The 17,616-nt window shown below is 65.1% G+C and carries 20 protein-coding genes; 11 read left to right on the top strand and 9 right to left on the bottom strand.

Annotated features, from left to right (window positions below; translation table 11 throughout):
- The first annotated feature begins 52 nt into the window (after window positions 1–52).
- Window positions 53–1,045 (top strand): AAA family ATPase, encoded by a 993-nt coding sequence (locus tag A9995_RS11020; RefSeq protein ID WP_067612951.1) that lies wholly within the window; start codon window positions 53–55, stop codon window positions 1,043–1,045.
- Between the two features lie 49 nt (window positions 1,046–1,094).
- On the top strand, window positions 1,095–3,347 hold the full coding sequence (locus tag A9995_RS11025; protein WP_067612953.1) for a transglycosylase domain-containing protein: 2,253 nt from the start codon (window positions 1,095–1,097) through the stop codon (window positions 3,345–3,347).
- Here A9995_RS11025 and A9995_RS11030 read toward each other — a convergent pair whose 3' ends face one another.
- From A9995_RS11030 to pyrE, 9 genes are read right to left on the bottom strand one after another with little or no spacing between them, the layout of a single operon-like run.
- Window positions 3,348–3,767, bottom strand: a complete 420-nt coding sequence (locus A9995_RS11030; protein ID WP_067612955.1) for a PaaI family thioesterase — start codon at window positions 3,765–3,767, stop codon at window positions 3,348–3,350.
- Window positions 3,760–4,230 carry a PaaI family thioesterase gene (locus tag A9995_RS11035; RefSeq protein ID WP_067612957.1) on the bottom strand — a complete coding sequence of 157 codons (471 nt, stop codon included), beginning with the start codon at window positions 4,228–4,230 and terminating at the stop codon, window positions 3,760–3,762. Before A9995_RS11035 ends, A9995_RS11030 begins: the two co-directional genes overlap by 8 nt.
- 47 nt (window positions 4,231–4,277) lie before the next feature.
- Window positions 4,278–4,754: a Holliday junction resolvase RuvX gene (gene ruvX / locus A9995_RS11040; RefSeq protein WP_067612959.1), complete on the bottom strand. Its 477-nt coding sequence runs from the start codon at window positions 4,752–4,754 to the stop codon at window positions 4,278–4,280.
- Window positions 4,733–5,971 carry a DUF3089 domain-containing protein gene (locus A9995_RS11045; protein ID WP_067612961.1) on the bottom strand — a complete coding sequence of 413 codons (1,239 nt, stop codon included), beginning with the start codon at window positions 5,969–5,971 and terminating at the stop codon, window positions 4,733–4,735. The genes ruvX and A9995_RS11045 overlap by 22 nt, the downstream gene beginning before the upstream one ends.
- On the bottom strand, window positions 5,961–7,124 hold the full coding sequence (locus A9995_RS11050; RefSeq protein WP_067612963.1) for an AI-2E family transporter: 1,164 nt from the start codon (window positions 7,122–7,124) through the stop codon (window positions 5,961–5,963). Before A9995_RS11050 ends, A9995_RS11045 begins: the two co-directional genes overlap by 11 nt.
- A 4-nt stretch (window positions 7,125–7,128) precedes the next feature.
- Window positions 7,129–8,058: a signal peptidase I gene (gene lepB / locus A9995_RS11055; RefSeq protein WP_082992659.1), complete on the bottom strand. Its 930-nt coding sequence runs from the start codon at window positions 8,056–8,058 to the stop codon at window positions 7,129–7,131.
- Window positions 8,055–8,456: a holo-ACP synthase gene (acpS, locus tag A9995_RS11060; protein WP_067612965.1), complete on the bottom strand. Its 402-nt coding sequence runs from the start codon at window positions 8,454–8,456 to the stop codon at window positions 8,055–8,057. Before acpS ends, lepB begins: the two co-directional genes overlap by 4 nt.
- A 10-nt stretch (window positions 8,457–8,466) precedes the next feature.
- Entirely contained in the window at window positions 8,467–9,201 is a 735-nt protein-coding gene (locus A9995_RS11065) for a pyridoxine 5'-phosphate synthase (RefSeq protein ID WP_067612967.1), read from the bottom strand.
- 50 nt (window positions 9,202–9,251) lie between these two features.
- Window positions 9,252–9,833 (bottom strand): orotate phosphoribosyltransferase, encoded by a 582-nt coding sequence (gene pyrE, locus A9995_RS11070; protein ID WP_067612969.1) that lies wholly within the window; start codon window positions 9,831–9,833, stop codon window positions 9,252–9,254.
- A gap of 197 nt (window positions 9,834–10,030) precedes the next feature.
- Here pyrE and coxB point away from each other — a divergent pair, with 197 nt between their 5' ends.
- The 9 genes from coxB to A9995_RS11110 all read left to right on the top strand — a co-directional run bounded on the left by coxB (window position 10,031) and on the right by A9995_RS11110 (window position 17,604).
- On the top strand, window positions 10,031–11,140 hold the full coding sequence (gene coxB, locus A9995_RS11075; protein ID WP_082992660.1) for a cytochrome c oxidase subunit II: 1,110 nt from the start codon (window positions 10,031–10,033) through the stop codon (window positions 11,138–11,140).
- 33 nt (window positions 11,141–11,173) lie between these two features.
- Window positions 11,174–12,895, top strand: a complete 1,722-nt coding sequence (gene ctaD, locus A9995_RS11080; protein ID WP_067612971.1) for a cytochrome c oxidase subunit I — start codon at window positions 11,174–11,176, stop codon at window positions 12,893–12,895.
- Window positions 12,896–12,999: 104 nt separating this feature from the next.
- Window positions 13,000–13,971: an alpha/beta fold hydrolase gene (locus tag A9995_RS11085; RefSeq protein ID WP_233998186.1), complete on the top strand. Its 972-nt coding sequence runs from the start codon at window positions 13,000–13,002 to the stop codon at window positions 13,969–13,971.
- 57 nt (window positions 13,972–14,028) lie between these two features.
- On the top strand, window positions 14,029–14,946 hold the full coding sequence (locus A9995_RS11090; protein WP_067612973.1) for a heme o synthase: 918 nt from the start codon (window positions 14,029–14,031) through the stop codon (window positions 14,944–14,946).
- The gene (locus A9995_RS17540; protein ID WP_255360155.1) at window positions 14,943–15,068 is read left to right on the top strand and encodes a hypothetical protein; all 126 of its coding nucleotides are present in this window, start codon (window positions 14,943–14,945) and stop codon (window positions 15,066–15,068) included. Before A9995_RS11090 ends, A9995_RS17540 begins: the two co-directional genes overlap by 4 nt.
- Window positions 15,069–15,070: 2 nt before the next feature.
- Window positions 15,071–15,643, top strand: coding sequence for a cytochrome c oxidase assembly protein (locus A9995_RS11095; RefSeq protein WP_067612975.1), 573 nt, complete (start codon window positions 15,071–15,073; stop codon window positions 15,641–15,643).
- Between the two features lie 67 nt (window positions 15,644–15,710).
- Window positions 15,711–16,532 (top strand): cytochrome c oxidase subunit 3, encoded by an 822-nt coding sequence (locus A9995_RS11100; protein WP_067612976.1) that lies wholly within the window; start codon window positions 15,711–15,713, stop codon window positions 16,530–16,532.
- 116 nt (window positions 16,533–16,648) lie between these two features.
- The gene (locus A9995_RS11105; RefSeq protein ID WP_369815841.1) at window positions 16,649–16,930 is read left to right on the top strand and encodes a DUF983 domain-containing protein; all 282 of its coding nucleotides are present in this window, start codon (window positions 16,649–16,651) and stop codon (window positions 16,928–16,930) included.
- Window positions 16,931–16,938: 8 nt separating this feature from the next.
- Window positions 16,939–17,604, top strand: coding sequence for an SURF1 family protein (locus A9995_RS11110; RefSeq protein WP_082992686.1), 666 nt, complete (start codon window positions 16,939–16,941; stop codon window positions 17,602–17,604).
- Window positions 17,605–17,616 lie beyond the last annotated feature (12 nt).

Raw genomic sequence — 17,616 nt, forward strand, 5'->3', positions numbered from 1 at the left:
TCAGCCAATATAGGGTTGGCGCGGCGCAGATAAATGCTTAACCCGCCACGCGATGAACGACATGACCGAAAAGAGCTTCGACGCCTCCTCCAAAACCGTGCTGGCCGCACCCGACACCGAGGTCGATGTGCGCGAGGTCTTCGGCATCGATATCGACTGGAAGGTGCCGGCCTTTTCCAAACCCGACGAGCGCACCCCCGATCTCGACGAGAACTATGTCTTTGACGGCGACACCACGCTGGCGATTCTCGCGGGCTTTGCGCACGATCGCCGGGTCATGGTGCAGGGCTATCACGGCACCGGCAAATCGACGCATATCGAACAGGTCGCGGCGCGGCTCAACTGGCCCTGCATCCGCATCAATCTCGACGCGCACATCAGCCGGATCGACCTGATCGGGCGCGATGCCATCGTGCTGCGCGACGGGTTGCAGGTCACCGAGTTCCGCGAAGGCCTGCTCCCGTGGGCGCTGCAGCATCCGGTGGCGCTGGTGTTTGACGAATACGATGCCGGGCGGCCCGATGTGATGTTCGTGATCCAGCGCGTGCTCGAACAGCAGGGCAAGCTGACGCTGCTCGACCAGAACCGCGTGATTCGCCCCGATCCGCATTTCCGCCTGTTCGCCACCGCCAACACTGTCGGTCTGGGCGATACCAGCGGGCTTTATCACGGCACGCAGGCGATCAACCAGGGTCAGATGGACCGCTGGAACATCGTCATCGGGCTGAACTATCTCCCCGCCGAAACCGAGCAGGCGATCGTCGCTGCCAAGAACCCCGATGCCGATCCCAAGCTGCTGGCCGATATGGTCAAGGTCGCCGACCTGACCCGGCAGGGCTTCATCAACGGCGATATCTCGACCGTGATGAGCCCGCGCACGGTGATCACCTGGGCGCAGAACAACGCGATCTTCAAGAACGTCGGCTTCTCCTTCCGGCTCTCCTTCCTCAACAAATGCGACGAGGAAGAGCGGATGCTGGTCGCCGAATATTACCAGCGCGTCTTCGGCGAGGATTTGCCCGAGAGCGTGGTCGGCAAGAACTGAGGCCGGCGGGTCTGGCCCCGCCTGTGTTGTTCTGTTAACACAGTAGAGCATGGGCCTGTTCGATTCCTTCCGGCGCAAGCCACCCGAGCCACAGCCGGCGCCGCATCGCGGCTATTACTCGTTGCACGACGGGCTGGGCGAGGATCCCGATTACGATGATTGGGACGCGCGGCTCGATGCGGTCGACCGCCAGCTGTCCGGGGCGCAGGGCGATGGCGGGACCTATCGGGTGCAGCGCGAGCCACGCGACGGCGAGCGCTGGTGGCACCGTCCCTACTGGCGCGACCGCCGCAAGCGCTGGTGGGCCGGACGGATCGTCGCCGCCGCGCTGGCGCTGTTCATCCTGCTCGTGGCGTGGCTGGCATTTACCGCGCCGCTCAACAAATCGCTCCAGCCGATCGCGCCGCCGATGGTCACGCTGCTGGCCGCCGATGGCACCCCGATCGCGCGCAACGGCGCGGTCACCGACGAACCGGTCGTGGTCGCCGATCTGCCGCCGCATGTGATCGAGGCCTTCATGGCGATCGAGGACCGGCGGTTCTACGATCATTGGGGCGTCGATCCGCGCGGGGTCGCGCGTGCGGTGTTCATGGGGGTTGGCGGCGGCTCGACCATCACCCAGCAGCTGGCGAAATTCACCTTTCTTACGCCCGAGCAGACGCTGACCCGCAAGGCGCGCGAGATGCTGATCGCGTTCTGGCTGGAAAGCTGGCTGACCAAGGACGAGATCCTCGCGCGCTATCTCTCGAACGCCTATTTCGGCGACAATGTTTATGGCCTGCGCGCGGCGAGCCTGCATTTCTTCTATCGTCGCCCCGAGAACCTCACCACCAGCCAGGCGGCGATGCTGGCGGGGCTGGTCCAGGCGCCGTCGCGGTTCAATCCGGTCAAGCATTACGACCGCGCGGAGCGGCGCCGGCAGATGGTGGTCGCGGCCATGGTCGCGGCGGGCTATCTGAGCGATGCTGAAGCGCGCAGCCTGCGCCCGCCTGCGCTTGATGTGCGGCTAAAGAGCGACCTTCCCACGGGCACCTATTTCGCGGACTGGGCGCTTCCCGAGGCGCGCGAGCGGACCAGCTCGGGCTATGCGCGCCAGACGCTGACGACCACGCTCGACAGTCGCCTCCAGTCGATCGCCCGGGTGGTCACCGGGCGCAGCGAACTGGGCGATGCGCAGGTCGCGCTGGTTGCGATGCGCCCCAATGGCGAGGTGGTGGCGATGATCGGCGGCACCGATTACGGAAAATCGACCTTCAACCGCGCGACGCAGGCCAAGCGCCAGCCCGGATCGACCTTCAAACTGTTCGTCTATCTCGCCGCGCTGCGTGCCGGCTGGGACCCCGACGACCGGATCGCCAACACCGCGATCGAGGAGGGCAGCTACAGGCCGAAGAACTCGCGGGAGCGCTATTCGGACAGCCTGACGCTGCGCGAAGCCTTCGCCCAGTCGAGCAATGTCGCTGCGGTGCGGCTGTTCGGCGAGGTCGGCTCCGAGGCGGTGATCGAGACCGCGCGCGATATGGGCGTGACCTCCGCTCTGGCCGAGGGCGATCCCAGCCTGGCGCTTGGGACCTCGACGATGAGCCTGCTCGAACTCACCGCGGCCTATGCGGGGGTCGCGGGCAATCGCTATCCGGTCGAGCCCCATGCCTTCGCGCGTGCGGAGCCCAATTGGTGGGAGCGGTTGTGGGATGGCAGCGACACGCTCTCGGGCCGCGCCCATGCCGACATGGAGGACATGCTGCGCCACGCGATCAACCGCGGCACCGGGCGTGCAGCGATGCTGGCCGGGCCCAATTTCGGCAAGACCGGCACCACGCAGGACAATCGCGATGCGCTGTTCGTCGGCTATGCCAACGATCTCGTGGTCGGGGTGTGGGTCGGCAATGACGACAATTCGCCGCTCGACGGTATCAGCGGTGGCGGCTTGCCCGCGCAGATCTGGAAGGATTTCATGCGCCAGGCGGGCGGTGCCGCCGCACCGCAGGCCAATCCGACCCAGCGCGCCGATCCCGGCGGTCCGGTCGAGCCGCAGGACGTTCCCGATCTTGACGACATCCCGATGGAAGACGGCTCGCGGCTGCGCTTCGAGGATGGCGAGATGATCTATTCGACCGATGTCGAAGGCATCGATCTCGACCTGCGGATGGGACAGGACGGTGTCCGCGTCGATTCGCAAAGGTTCGAGGAGGTGCGCCGCCGCGCCGAGGAGGCGACACGCCTGCGGGTCGAACAGGAACAGGAGCGGATGCGCGAGCGGTACGAGGCCGAACGAATGCGGCTCGAAGAGCAAAACCGCTAGCTAGGCCGCGGCGTCCGCATCCACCATCAGGATGTTCATCACCGCGCTGGCGATCGGCTTGGCCTCGTCGTCCTGCCATGCCTCGACGCTGATATTGGCGGTGCGGCGCCCCAGCTTGACGATGCGCGCCCTGGCGAAGCTGGGCCGCGTCTTGCCGCTGCGCAGGAACTGGACGGTGATGTTGATCGGCTTCATCTGCGCCTCGCGTTCGCCCCGCGCCAGCTCGGCGCGCAGCGCGCCATAGCCGGCGGTTTCGAGCAATCCGCTGATCGCCCCGCCATGCAGCGCGCCGGGACGGCCTTGCACCGAATCGGAGAATTCGACCCGCAGCACGGGCGTATCGCCTTCCCAGCGGTCGAGCGCGATGCCGAGCGAGCGGGCGTAGGGGGTGACGATCTCGATATCGCGCGGATCAGCCACCGGGCAGCTCCGCGCTGCGAGGGTCGCTGCGGGCATCGATCGACATGAAGACCGCCTGCATATGCGCGACAGGATCATCCGGGTCGCCGTCATGCGCGATGCCGCGCACGAAGGCGGCCGAGCGGGTCAAGCGATAACATTGCGCGCGTCCGAAGACGCTCGACCGGCCGCGGGCGGGGCGGGTGTAGTCAACGCGTAAGTCGAGTGTGGCGATGGCGCGGAACTGGCCCATCCGGGTCCAGATCGCCAATCCGCTGGCCATGTCCATCAGGCTGATGATCGGCCCCGAAGCAAGCACCTCGCGCCCGTCCTCGCCCAGCAGGTCTTCGCGCCATGGCAGCTCGAGCTCGGCCCAGTCCTCGCCATGATCGCGATAGCTTAGACCCAGCCAGCCATTGTGCGACCGCGCCGTCAGAAACGGCGTCGCCTGCGCGGGATCGAAACGGGTTTGCTCATCGGCCATTGCCGCTCGCCCTGCCGCGCGTGGCGACCGATTACAATGGCAAAACCCTAATTGGTCAGCGTGTCGATCGCGCCCTGAAGGATGATCGCGGCGGCATGGCTGTCGATGCGTTCGGCGCGCTTGGCGCGGCTCATGTCCTGCCCGATCATCGCGGCCTCGGCGCTGGCGGTGGACCAGCGCTCGTCCCACAGCAACACCGGGAGCGACAGCGCCGCGGCCAGATTGCGGGCATAGGCGCGGCTGGCCTGTGCGCGCGGCCCTTCGCCGCCATCCATATTGCGCGGCAGACCGATCACCAGCCCCTTGATCGAGCGCTGCTGGACGAGCTCGCGCAGCTTACCGCAATCCGCGGTGAATTTGCCCCGCGGCAGGGTTTTCCCGGCGGTGGCGAACCGCCAGCCCGCATCGCAGGTCGCCAGCCCGATCGTCCGGGTGCCCAGATCCACCCCGAGCAGCACCCCGCCATCGGGCAATTGCTCGTCGAACGCGGCGGCGCTGTCGGTTACGAGCCCGCCGGTGTCCACGCCCGCACCCGTTCCAGCACGTCCTGTTGCACATTCGCCCAGAACAGCGGGATGTCGTAGACGTGGAAATTGTTGCCCGGGAGAACGCCTTCGCCCAGATCGGGAGGATCGCCGATCAACAGCAGGCCCGACGCATCGCAGCGCGCCGGCACCGCTCCGGGGACCAGTTCGCCGCGGCTCAGACCCTCGTCGGGTACCAGCGTGCCCAGATTGCTGCTGGCGGGCGCTTCGCCATTGGTGCCGCCGGTCAGCGGATTGACGCACAGGATCGGTCCGTCGCCGCGCGGCTGGCCGTTGAAGGCAGGGGTTGCGCCGTAGCGACGCATCAGGAAGCCGGGATCATTGTCGTCGGCAAAGCTCGACCAGCCCAGCACGCAGCCAACCTGCCCCGGCGCGGCGCAGGCCGGGAAGGGGAGCGCCGGCAGATCGTGCTCGACCGAGATCGGCCAGCCCGGAGCGTAGACCGCGACCACGCGGGCTTCGAGCCCGGACCCGGCGACTTCTTCCATTAGCAGCCGCAGGATATGCAGCGCACCCTGGCTGTGACCGGCCAGGACGATCGGCTTGGCCGGATCGACGCTTTCGAGGAAATAGGCAAAGGCTTCGCGGACATCGCGGTAGGCGGCGTCGATCGCCAGTTGCGCTTCGGGCCGGTCGGTCAGGAAGGCACCCACCGCAGCCTGGCGGTATTTGGGGGCCCAGATTTCGTCGGCGTTGTTGAAAGGGCTGGCGAGCCCTCGCAGGAAGATCCGCGCGCGCTGATTGGTCGAGGCATCGGTGAGGCTGGCATTCCAGTCGCCGCCGGCCTGGATGTAGCTGGTGGGGGGAACGAAGAAGACCGCGAAATCGGGCGTTTCGGAGGCGGTGACCGGCTCGGCGCGGCGGCTGCTTTCCGGGGTGAAGGAAGGCGCGGTCTCGCCCAGAGTGCGTTCGGCAGCGGGTGCTTCGGGGGATGGCTCGCGCGTCGCGGGATCCTCCGGCGTTTCGGCGATAGCGGGTTGATAGCGCGCCGGATCGTCGGTCCCGATCCCGGGCCGCGAGTACCACATGCCCGGGTCCTCATAGGCGTTCTCGGCGAGCGCCTCCTGCTCGACGAAATCGCCGCGCGGGACGAAGGCGATCTCGGTCGCCTCGCGCGACCAGATCGACAGGGCAATCCCGCCGAGGATCACCACAACAATGATAAATGCGATAAAATAAAGAAACTTACGCGCCATTCGTTTCCGCCTCTCGAGCGTCGTCTTCCGCATCGGCGGTCTCGGCCCGCCGTTCCAGCGCAACCTTGATCATCGCCAGCAGAGGATCGGCCAGGAACAGCCCGATGATCCCGAACAGGATCCCCATCACCAGCTGGGCCGCCAGCACCAGCGCAGGAGCCAGATCGACCGTCTTGCGCGCGATCATCGGTACCACGACATAGCCATCGAAATTCTGGACGAAGAGATAGACGAAGACCGTGTAGAGGCCCATCTCGACCCCGCCGGAGAAGCCGACCAGGACCATCAGCACGCCGGAGATGATCGCGCCGAGATTGGGAACGAAGGCAAGCAGTCCCGTCAAAATGGCCAGCAGCACCGCCATCGGCACCGCGCCAATCCCGATCAGCGGGGCGACGAATGCCAGCATGACGTAGGTGAACACGCCTTCGACGACCATGCCAAGCAGCCGACCGGCCATCAGCCGACGAAGCGTCTGTGCCATGCGGCTCGCGGTGACGTAGAACGATGCGCGGCGCGCGCGCGGCAGGGTCCAGGCGACGCCGCGCTCGTAAAGCTGCGGCTCGAGCGCGACATAGACCCCGATGATGACGATCAGCACTACCGTGGTCAGCCCGCCCAGGAGTCCTCCCAGTGCACGGGTGAGCGTGCCGATCCCGCTGGTGATACCGCCGGCGTAGTTCTGTAGCTGGCTCTGGCTGACCTGGAACCCCTGGGCCCTCGCCCAGTCGATGACCTCGTTCACCTGGCGTTCGACGATCTCGGGAAACAGCGCTGCCTCGCGCGAAATCGTCGATCCGGTGAAATAACCGAGCCAGACCAAGAAGGCGACGCTCAGGAGCAGTACGATCGCGACCCGCAGGTAGCGCTGGATCGGCAGGATCCGCCCGAGCAGCCGCGCGCCCCCATCGATCATAGCGGCAAAAACGAGCGCGCCGAAAACCACCAGAAGCGAACGGGAAATATAGATCGCGAGAATGAACCCGCCGACGACCAGCGTCCAAATGACGGCCCGCCGGACCTCGAATTGCAGTCGCGGATCGGACACGCGCGACGGGCTGTTTCCCAGATCCTCGCGCGCCAGTTGGGCGGGTGAGGCGAAACGACCGTCCTCCTCGCCCTGTCCGCCCGGAGTCTGGGAAGCCGTGGTCATGGCGCTACTCGGCCCGCTCGGCGAGCGGCGGGCGCAGCGTGGACCAGGCGCGATCGCCGCGCATCGAGGTGAACCAGCTGACCGGGTTGAGACTGGTGGTCCCGTCGAGCGAGAAGGTGATGAATTCGGCCCGCCCGCCGATGTTTTCCAGCGGCACCGGCCCGCCAAGGCCCTGCGCGAAGATTTCTGCGCGGCTGTCCGCCGAATGGTCGCGGTTGTCGCCCATCACGAAGACATGGCCCTCGGGCACGGTGATCTCGGCGTAATTGTCGAGATACTGGTCCTGGTGGTCGATGATCAGATAGGTCGCGCCATTGGGCAGGGTCTCGCGCCGCACCGGGATTTCGTAGGTCGAACCCCCGTCGGCTTCGCGCATCAGATAGGGCGAAAAATCGGCCATGCAGGGATCGCCATTGCACAGATGCTGGTCGTAATCGACGGGTATACGCAACGCGGGTTCGACGTCCTGCGGCACCGCTACGCCGTTGAGGATGATCCGTCCGTCGCGCACAGCAATGCGATCGCCGGGGAGCGCGACCACGCGCTTGATGTAATCCTCGTCGCGGGTGGGATGGACGGGGATGACCACATCGCCATATTCGGGCGTATCGGCGAGCACGCGCCAGTCGCCGCGCGGGGCGAGGTGAAAGCTGATCGAGGACCAGTTCCAGCCATAGGGATATTTGCTCACCACCAGCCGGTCGCCCACGAACAGATTGGGCAGCATCGAGGTGCTGGGAATGTAGAAGGGCTTGGCGACGAAGCTGTGAAAGGCGAACACCGCGAGCAGCATCAGCGCCAGCCCGCGCAGTTCGGCGAACCAGTTGACCTTCTCGTCCTGCTTCACAACGGGCTTGTCCGGCTTGCGGGCGAGCTTCTGGGCGGACGTATCCTCGTCGGAAGGCTTGGTGGGGGCGATGGTCTCGGAACTCATTTGGGCAGGGCCTCGATCACAACCAGAGCCTGTGCCCATGGATGATCGTCGGTGAGGGTCAGATGAATATGCGCCTCATGGCCGGGGGGGACCATTTCCGCAAGCCGCTTGGCCGCCCCGCCGGCCAGCGCCAGCGTCGGCGCGCCCGAGGGGGCGTTGATCACCCCGATGTCCTTCATGAACACCCCGCGCCGGAACCCCGTGCCGACCGCCTTGGAGAAGGCCTCCTTGGCGGCGAATCGCTTGGCATAGGTGCCCGCGATCGTGAACGGGCGCCGCCGCGCCTTGGCGCGCTCGGTCTCGGTGAAGACGCGGTTCTCGAACCGTTCACCGAAACGGTCGAGAGAGGACTGGATTCGCTCGATATTGCACAGGTCCGAGCCGAGGCCGATGATCACCGCACCCGCCTCATCTTGCGTCGTCCATCAGCTCGCGCATCTGGCGGACCGCCTGTTCGAGCCCGACAAACACTGCCTCGCCGACGAGGTAATGGCCGATGTTGAGCTCGGCGATCTGCGGGATGGCGGCGATCGGTTGGACGTTGTCGTAGGTGAGGCCATGGCCCGCGTGCGGCTCGATCCCGTTCTTGGCGGCCAGCGCGGCCATGTCGGCGATGCGGCGCAATTCGCGGGCGCGATCTTCGCCGGTGGCGTTCGCGTATTCGCCGGTGTGGAATTCCACCACCTGCGCGTTGAGCCGCAGCGCCGCTTCGAGCTGGCGTTCATCGGCCTCGATGAACAGGCTGACGCGGATCCCATGGTCGAGCAGCCGCGCGACGATCGGGGCGAGACGGTTGTCCTGCCCGGCGGCGTCGAGCCCGCCCTCGGTGGTGCGCTCCTCGCGTTTCTCGGGCACGATGCAGGCGGCGTGCGGGCGATGCGCCAGCGCGATGGCGAGCATCTCGTCGGTCGCTGCCATCTCCAGATTGAGCGGCAGCCCGGTCGCTTCCTGGATGCGCCTGAGATCGCCATCGCGGATATGGCGCCGGTCTTCGCGTAAGTGCGCGGTGATCCCGTCGCCGCCGACCGCCGCGACGATCTGCGCCGCGCGCACCGGGTCGGGGTGATCGCCGCCGCGCGCGTTGCGGATGGTGGCGACGTGATCGATGTTGACGCCAAGCCGCAGCGGCACCGGCCGCGACAAGTCGGGGCGCTGCCCACCTGCAAGAGGCGAGTCGGGGCGGGTCGGGTCGCTCAAGCCTTGCGGCTCCCGGGCTTGGTTATCGGGATCGCCGCCAGTTCGTCGGGCAATTCGTCCTCGGCATAGGTCGGAAAGCCGATGTCGAGCAACGCGAAGAAGGGCACTCCGAGGTCGATTGCACCATCCGAACGGTCGACGAGCGCGACCTCGGCGATCACCTCGCCGCCTTCGCGCGCCACCGCCGCGATCGCCTCGCGGCTCGACAGGCCGGTCGTGACCACATCCTCGACCATCAGTACCTTCTGGCCCGGTTCGATCCGGAACCCGCGGCGCAGGTGGAACTCGCCCTCGGGCCGTTCCAGGAAGATGGCGTCTTTTTCGAGGCAGCGCCCGACCTCGTGGCCGATGATGAGGCCGCCCATCGCCGGGCTGACCACCAGATCGACCTGCGAGCGCAGCTCGCGGGGGATCTTCTGGCACAGCCCACGCGCAAGCTGCGCGGCGCGATCGGGGTTCATCAGCACCCGGGCGCATTGCAGATAATACCCCGAATGGCGGCCCGACGAGAGCAGGAAATGCCCCTCGAGCAGCGCTTCGCTGTTGCGGAAATCGGTGAGGATGTATTCGTCTGTCATGTCAGCGCGAGCACAAAGCGACTTGGCGTGGATTGCGCAAGAGGCAAACGACCTTGCGCATTTTTTGCCCCCTTCTGCTTGAGGCGCAGGGAAAGCCTGCCTATAGGCCACTCAACTCGGCCCCAGTGTGACTTGTGTCATACCCCGGGCCGGTATCAGCGGCGGTTATCCCGCCCGTGCCAGTGAAACGGGACTTTATGTCGAGCATTCAATCTTTTGCCGCCCATCGCGGGACCTTCCGGATCTTCGCAGCCTTGCTTGCTGCGCTTGTGCTGACCTTCGGCTGGCAAGCCGCGAGCGCGCAATCGACCCTTGAAAGCGGCGACCTTGTCGCGCCTGCGCCGGCGATTACGCCGCCCGCCGCGCTGGAACAGGTCGATCCGGCGGCCGCCGCCGATGTTGCCGATTCCGACGCGGTCGCAGCCGGGGCCGATGCCTACACGCCGATGGCACCGGTCGAGGGCAAGGGTATGCCGGTTGATGGCCTGATCGATCTTCAGGACCAGTTTTCGGACAACGGGCGGACCGCATATGGCCTGCACGTCGGTCTCGTGTGGATGATGGCGATCATCAGCGTTTTCGTGCTGGGTCTGTTGCTCTATGTCGTGGTGCGCTTCAATCGCAAGGCCAACCCGGTTCCCTCGAAGACCACGCACAACACGCTTATCGAAGTTGTCTGGACCGTCGTTCCGGTGCTGATCCTGGTCGCAATCGCGATCCCGTCGATCGGCCTGCTTGCCAAGCAGTATGAAGTTCCCGGGGAAGACGCGATCACCATCAAGGCGACCGGCTACCAGTGGTACTGGGGGTACACCTATCCCGATAATGGCGAGTTCGAGATCATCTCGAACATGCTCGACGAGGACGAGGCGGTCGCACGCGGCGAGCCTTCGCAGCTGGCGGTAGACAACCGCATGGTCGTGCCGGCGGGCGTTCCGATCCGTCTGCAGGTGACCGGGGCCGATGTCATTCACAGCTTCGCAATTCCCTCACTGTGGTTCAAGCTCGATGCCGTTCCCGGCCGCCTGAACGAGCGGCTGCTCGAGATCGAGGAGCCAGGCGTCTATTACGGCCAGTGTTCGGAACTGTGCGGTGCCCGCCACGCGTTTATGCCGATCGCGATCGAAGCGCTGCCGATGGACCAATGGCGCGCATGGGTTCGAGCGCAGGGCGGCACCTTCCCGGAGGATGAAGCGGCAGCGGCGACCGACGCTTCGCTGGCGCCGCTGCAGGCTCCCGAAAGTGCCGTGCCGGGCGCGCCCGGTGCCGGCGCTCCGCCGATCGAAGACACGTCGCCGACCACGTAAACCGAATTCCAGCGAACGAAGAGACCATCCATCATGGCCACCACAGCCGACGCATTCCAGGCTCATGCCGACGATCACGCGCATGATCATGCCGATCACAAGCCGAGCTTTTTCGCTCGCTGGTTCATGTCGACGAACCACAAGGACATCGGCACGCTCTACCTGATCTTCGCGATCATGGCGGGCATCGTCGGTGGTGCGATCTCGGGTATCATGCGGATGGAACTGGCCGAGCCGGGCATCCAGTACCTTACCTGGTGGGCCGAATTCATGGGCGGCAGCGCGGATTTCGACACCGCGCTGCACATGTGGAACGTCTTCATCACGGCGCATGGTTTGATCATGGTGTTCTTCATGGTCATGCCGGCGATGATCGGCGGTTTCGGCAACTGGTTCGTGCCGCTGATGATCGGCGCGCCGGACATGGCCTTCCCGCGGATGAACAATGTTTCGTTCTGGTTGACCGTGGCGGGCTTCGTCAGCCTGATCTTCTCGTTGTTCGTTCCGGGCGGTACAGGCCCGGGTGCGGGCACCGGCTGGACCTTCTATGCGCCGCTCTCATCCACCGGCAGCCAGGGCCCGGCGGTCGATTTCGCGATCTTCTCGCTTCACCTTGCGGGCGCAGGCTCGATCCTGGGTGCGACCAACTTCATCACCACCATCTTCAACATGCGCGCGCCGGGCATGACCCTGCACAAGATGCCGCTGTTCGTGTGGTCGGTGCTGGTCACCGCATTCCTGCTGCTGCTTGCACTGCCGGTGCTCGCCGCTGCCATCACGATGCTGCTGACCGATCGCAATTTCGGCACCACCTTCTTCGATCCGGCAGGCGGCGGCGACCCCGTCCTCTACCAGCATCTGTTCTGGTTCTTCGGCCACCCCGAAGTCTACATCATGATCCTGCCGGGCTTCGGCATGGTCAGCCAGATCATCGCCACCTTCAGCCGCAAGCCGGTGTTTGGCTATCTCGGCATGGCCTACGCCATGGTCGCGATCGGCGTGGTCGGTTTCGTGGTCTGGGCGCACCACATGTACACCGTGGGTCTCGACGTGAACACGAAGATGTATTTCACCGCCGCCACCATGGTCATCGCGGTGCCGACGGGCGTGAAGATCTTCAGCTGGATCGCGACGATGTGGGGCGGATCGATCGAGTTCAAGAGCCCACTGGTCTGGGCCCTTGGCTTCATCTTCCTGTTCACCGTCGGCGGTGTGACCGGCGTCTACCTTGCCAACGGCGGCATCGACGATGTGGTCCACGACACCTATTTCGTGGTCGCGCATTTCCACTATGTGCTGTCGATGGGCGCGGTGTTCTCGATCTTCGCCGGCTTCTACTACTGGTTCCCGAAGATGAGCGGCCGGATGCACTCCGAACTGCTCGCGCATCTCCACTTCTGGGGCTTCTTCATCGGTGTGAACGTGATCTTCTTCCCCCAGCATTTCCTGGGTCTGCAGGGCATGCCGCGTCGTTACCCCGACTACACCCCGGCCTATCAGTACTGGAACGAGATCAGCTCGCTTGGCTATCACATCATGGCCGCCTCGATGCTGTTGTTCTTCGCCAATCTGATCTACGCCTACACGGTCGGCAAGAAGGCACCGGCCAACCCCTGGGGCGAGGGCGCAACGACGCTGGAATGGACGCTGTCCAGCCCGCCGCCGTTCCACCAGTTCGAGACGCTTCCGGTGATCGAGGATCACCACGATTACCACGATCACCGTCAGGGCGATCAAAGGGAAACGACCGTCTAAGAGGCGGACAACCCGATAAACGAGCGGTCGGTCCCCGGGGGCCGGCCGTTTGTGTTTGTGATAGGCGTCGAAACGAATCGAACCTGCCCGAGGAGGAAATGACCATGTCCGCGACCAGCCCCGAAATGCGCATGATCGATGTCGGGGAGCTGTCGCTGCGCTGCGCAATTGCCGGCGAGGGACCGCTGGTGGTCTTCGTCCATGGTTTTCCGGAAAGCTGGTACAGCTGGCGCCACCAGATCGCTCCGGTCGCCGCGGCCGGCTTCACCGCCTGCGCCATCGATGTGCGCGGCTATGGCGGCTCGGACAAGCCCGAGGCGGTCGATGCCTATGCGATGGAGCGGATCGTCGGTGACCTCGTCGGGTTGCAGCAGGAGCTCTCGCCCGAGCGCCCTGCGGTGCTGGTGGGGCACGATTGGGGCGCGCCGATCGTGTGGAACTCGGCGCTTACGAACCCCGAGCATTTTCGCGCGGTCGCCGGCCTGTCGGTGCCCTTCGGCGGGGTGCCCAGCCGGCCGTTCACCGAGGTGTTTCGTGAGCATTTCACGGCCAAGGGACGCTTCTTCTACCAGGAATATTTCCAGGAGCCCGGCGTCGGGGAAGCCGAGGCCGAGGCGGACCCGCGCGATTTCGTCCAGCGGATGATGTATTCGATCTCGGGCGATGTCGCCCCGGGGAACTATTGGGACAAGCCGCTGGGTGCCACCTTTCTCGACGGCTTGCCCGACCCGCAGCCGGTCGGCTGGTTGAGCGAGGCCGATCTCGACTTCTACGAGGGCGAGTTCCGCGCCTCGGGATTCGCCGGCCCGCTCAATCGCTATCGCAATCACGAGCGCGATTTCGCGTGGCTGAAGCAATTCGCGGGGCAGCGGATCGAACAGCCCGCGCTGTTCATCGGCGGCGGCCGCGATCCGGCCTCGTTCCTGTTCGGCGCGATCGAGGATCCGATGGCGTTCACCCGCATGTTTGCGCCCAAAGTCGAAGGCACCGTGCTGGAGGGCTGCGGTCACTGGACCCAGCAGGAAAAGCCGGGCGAAGTGAACCGCCTGCTGCTCGATTGGCTGGCTCGGCTCTAGAGACTCGCGCTGGCCCCTTTCGCAGGCGGCATTGCACGGCTATAGCCCCTTCATACCATGACCCAGACTGCGCCTCTTGTCCTGCCCGCCGAATGGCGCGACTTCTTCGCCCTGACCAAGCCCCGCGTGATGAGCCTGGTGATCTTCACCGGTCTGTGCGGATTGCTGGCTGCCCCGGGCTCGATTCACCCGGTGCTCGGCTTTACCGCCATCCTGTGCATTGCGCTGGGCGCGGGCGGTGCGGCGGCGCTCAACCAGTGGTGGGAAGCCGATATCGACGCCGGAATGAAACGGACCGCAAAACGTCCGCTACCGGGCGGTCGCTTGCGACCCGACGATGCGCGCGATTTCGGCATCGCGCTTTCGGTGACCTCGGTGCTGGTGATGGGCTTGGCGATCGGCTGGCTCGCCGCCGTAATTCTCGCCTTCTCGATCTTCTATTACGCCGTGGTCTACACCATCTGGCTCAAGCCCCGGACCCCGCAGAACATCGTCATCGGCGGTGGTGCGGGCGCGTTTCCGCCGCTGATCGGCTGGGTCGCGGTGACCGGCGACATCACGGCGATGCCGGTGCTGCTGTTCGCGATCATCTTTTTCTGGACCCCGCCACATTTCTGGGCGCTCGCGCTGTTCGTGAAGTCGGACTACGCCAAGGTGGGTATCCCGATGATGCCCGTCGCTCGCGGCGAGGCCAGCACCCGGCGCCAGATCCTGGCCTATTCGATCCTGCTGGTCCCGATCGCCGCGGCGCCGTGGTTCATCGGCGGCACCGGGATGGTTTATGGACTTGCGGCGCTCGCATTGTCGCTTGCCTTCCTTGCGCTTTCGCTTCCCGTGGCTTTCCGGCAAACCGGCACGGATGATGCAATGAAGCCCGAAAAGCGGCTGTTCGCCTTCAGCATCCTCTACCTGTTCGCGCTGTTCGCGGTGCTGGTTGTGGATCGGCTGCTGGTGGTCAATGGAGTAACGGCATGACGCCGGAAGAAGAAACCGAATACAAGCGCCGCCAGCGCAGCCGCAGTCTCGTAATGGGGCTGGTGCTGCTGTTTTTCGCGGTGCTGTTCTACGCGATCACGATCGTGCGGATGGGCGACTGACCATGACCACGGCCAGTCTCGACAATCGCAATGCCCGAACCGCCTTCCTGGCCTTCCTTGGCGCGGCGGCGATGCTCGGGGTGGGTTACGCCGCGGTCCCGCTCTACGATCTGTTCTGCCGGGTCACCGGATTTGGCGGGACTACCCAGCGCGCGACCGAATCCGATGCCGCGCTGGCCGCGCAGATGGCGCAAAGCGCCGGCGGGCGCGAGGTGTCGATTCGCTTCGATGCCAGCACCGCGAGCAACATGCCGTGGACTTTCCGTCCCGAACAGCCGACCGACCGGGTCCAGATCGGGCAGCGCGACCTCGCCTTCTACACTGCCCGCAACGACAGCAACGTGCCGATCACCGGCACCGCCACCTTCAACGTCGAGCCGGCAAGCACCGGGCGTTATTTTAACAAGGTCCAGTGCTTCTGCTTTACCGAGCAGGTGCTTCAGCCGGGCGAGGAAATCCGCATGCCGGTACTCTATTACGTCGATCCGGCGATCCTGACCGACGACAACGCCAAGGATGTCGAGCAGATCACGTTGAGCTACACTTTCCACCGCGCGGAAACCCGCGCCGAGTAAGACACTGGACCCGAGGCGCGACGCGCTTTAAGGGCACCGGCATCCGATCCACAGGACCGAAAGACCCATGGCTGGCACCGTAAACCACGACTATCACATTCTCGAACCCGATATCTGGCCGCTGATTGCCTCGGTTTCGGCTTTGACCTTCACCACCGGCATGGTGCTTTTCATGCACGAGATGGCGGCCGCGCATCTTGTGCTCGGGCTTGGCATCGCCGGGCTGATTGCGACATTCTTCACCTGGTTCTCGAAAATTGTGAAGGAAGCCGAGCGCGGCGATCACACCCCGGTGGTGCAACTCCACATGCGCTACGGGATGATCCTGTTCATCGCTTCTGAAGTGATGTTCTTCGTCGGCTGGTTCTGGAGCTGGTTCGATTTCGCGCTGTTCCCGAGCGAACTCTCCGATGTCATCGGCGGCGTCTGGCCGCCCGAGGCGATCGAGGCGGTGATCGACCCGCTGTCGCTGCCGCTGCTCAACACGCTGATCCTGCTGTGTTCGGGCACCACGGTGACCTGGGCGCACCATTCGCTGGTCAATGGCGATCGCGAAGGCCTCAAGAAGGGCCTGTGGGCAACCATCATCCTCGGCGCGGTGTTCACCGCGATCCAGGCCTATGAATATGCGGTCGCGCCGTTCGCTTTCGGCGGCAACACTTACAGCTCGGCCTTCTACATGGCGACCGGCTTCCACGGCTTCCACGTTCTCGTGGGCACGATCTTCCTGATCGTCTGCCTGCGCCGTACCTATCTTGGGCATTTCACCCCGCGCCAGCATTTCGGCTTCGAAGCCGCCGCCTGGTACTGGCATTTCGTCGACGTGGTGTGGTTGTTCCTGTTCATCACCGTCTATGTCTGGGGCGGTTGGGGCGCCGCGGTACACTGATGCAGCCCGGTTCGCCGGACCCGGAGAAAGGGCGGCCTTCCTTAGCGCCATCGCTATGGGAGGCCGCCCTTTTCGGTTGCTGTCCGCGCTGCGGCGAGCGGACGCTATTCGGGGGAGTGGTCAAGTTTGCCCCGTGCTGCAGCGCCTGCCAGCTCGATTACGAGCGTTTCAACGTCGGCGACGGACCGGCCGCCTTCCTCACCCTCATCATCGGCGCGCTCGTCACCGGGCTGGCGATCTGGCTCGACGCCTCGCTGCGTCCGCCGTTCTGGGTCCATATCCTGTTGTGGGTGCCGATCACCATCGGCTCGGTTTTGGGCGGCTTGCGCGTTTCCAAGGCGCTGCTGATGATCGCCGAATATCGCAACAAGGCCGGTGAAGCCGGGCTCAGGAAATGACGGACCCGATGGCCAGACGGATCCCGATCATCTCCACCGTGATCGTTCTGGCAGCGGTCACGACGATGATCGCGCTCGGGTTCTGGCAGTTGGGCCGGATGGACGAGAAAGAGGCATTGATCGCGCGCTACGCCGCTGCGGGCGAGCGCGCCGAGGTTGTATGGCCGGTGGCGGCTCCATACGAAGCCGCGCTGTTCCGCCGCAGCACCGTGATCTGCAATGAAGTCACCGGTTTCGACAGCATTGCCGGCACCTCGCGCCGCGGCGAGAAAGGCTGGGCGCAGATCGCGCGCTGCTCGCTCGACGGCGGCGCGCGCGCGGATGTCGCCATGGGCTGGTCGCGCATTCCCGAACCGCCGGCCTGGAATGGCGGAACGGTTACCGGTCTGGTGGCACCCTATGGCGACTCGGTCCGGCTGGTATTGATCGAGCCGGTCGCCGGCCTGCAACCGCTGGCCGCGCCCGATCCCGGCGATCTTCCCAACAACCATCTTGCCTATGCCGGCCAGTGGTTCCTGTTCGCGCTAACCGCGCTGGTGATCTACGGCCTCGTTCTGCGCCAGAAGCTGGGACTGAAGACTGGCCTAAAGACTGGCCGAAAGACCGGGCAGAAGACCGACCGGAAAACCCGGCAAGATCCTGCTCCAGGGCGTGACGGGACTTCGCCTCGCTAAAGCGCGGCTTGC

Origin of the sequence: Erythrobacter sp. QSSC1-22B, from assembly GCF_001678665.1 — a bacterium.
Classification (GTDB): Bacteria; Pseudomonadota; Alphaproteobacteria; order Sphingomonadales; family Sphingomonadaceae; genus Qipengyuania.

Coding starts and splice junctions, on each gene's coding strand:
- A9995_RS11020 (WP_067612951.1), top strand. CDS start 53: ATGAACGACATGACCGAAAAGAGCTTCGACGCCTCCTCCAAAACCGTG.
- A9995_RS11025 (WP_067612953.1), top strand. CDS start 1,095: ATGGGCCTGTTCGATTCCTTCCGGCGCAAGCCACCCGAGCCACAGCCG.
- A9995_RS11035 (WP_067612957.1), bottom strand. CDS start 4,230: ATGGCCGATGAGCAAACCCGTTTCGATCCCGCGCAGGCGACGCCGTTT.
- A9995_RS11045 (WP_067612961.1), bottom strand. CDS start 5,971: ATGGCGCGTAAGTTTCTTTATTTTATCGCATTTATCATTGTTGTGGTG.
- A9995_RS11050 (WP_067612963.1), bottom strand. CDS start 7,124: ATGACCACGGCTTCCCAGACTCCGGGCGGACAGGGCGAGGAGGACGGT.
- lepB (WP_082992659.1), bottom strand. CDS start 8,058: ATGAGTTCCGAGACCATCGCCCCCACCAAGCCTTCCGACGAGGATACG.
- pyrE (WP_067612969.1), bottom strand. CDS start 9,833: ATGACAGACGAATACATCCTCACCGATTTCCGCAACAGCGAAGCGCTG.
- coxB (WP_082992660.1), top strand. CDS start 10,031: ATGTCGAGCATTCAATCTTTTGCCGCCCATCGCGGGACCTTCCGGATC.
- ctaD (WP_067612971.1), top strand. CDS start 11,174: ATGGCCACCACAGCCGACGCATTCCAGGCTCATGCCGACGATCACGCG.
- A9995_RS11085 (WP_233998186.1), top strand. CDS start 13,000: ATGTCCGCGACCAGCCCCGAAATGCGCATGATCGATGTCGGGGAGCTG.
- A9995_RS11090 (WP_067612973.1), top strand. CDS start 14,029: ATGACCCAGACTGCGCCTCTTGTCCTGCCCGCCGAATGGCGCGACTTC.
- A9995_RS17540 (WP_255360155.1), top strand. CDS start 14,943: ATGACGCCGGAAGAAGAAACCGAATACAAGCGCCGCCAGCGCAGCCGC.
- A9995_RS11095 (WP_067612975.1), top strand. CDS start 15,071: ATGACCACGGCCAGTCTCGACAATCGCAATGCCCGAACCGCCTTCCTG.
- A9995_RS11100 (WP_067612976.1), top strand. CDS start 15,711: ATGGCTGGCACCGTAAACCACGACTATCACATTCTCGAACCCGATATC.
- A9995_RS11110 (WP_082992686.1), top strand. CDS start 16,939: ATGGCCAGACGGATCCCGATCATCTCCACCGTGATCGTTCTGGCAGCG.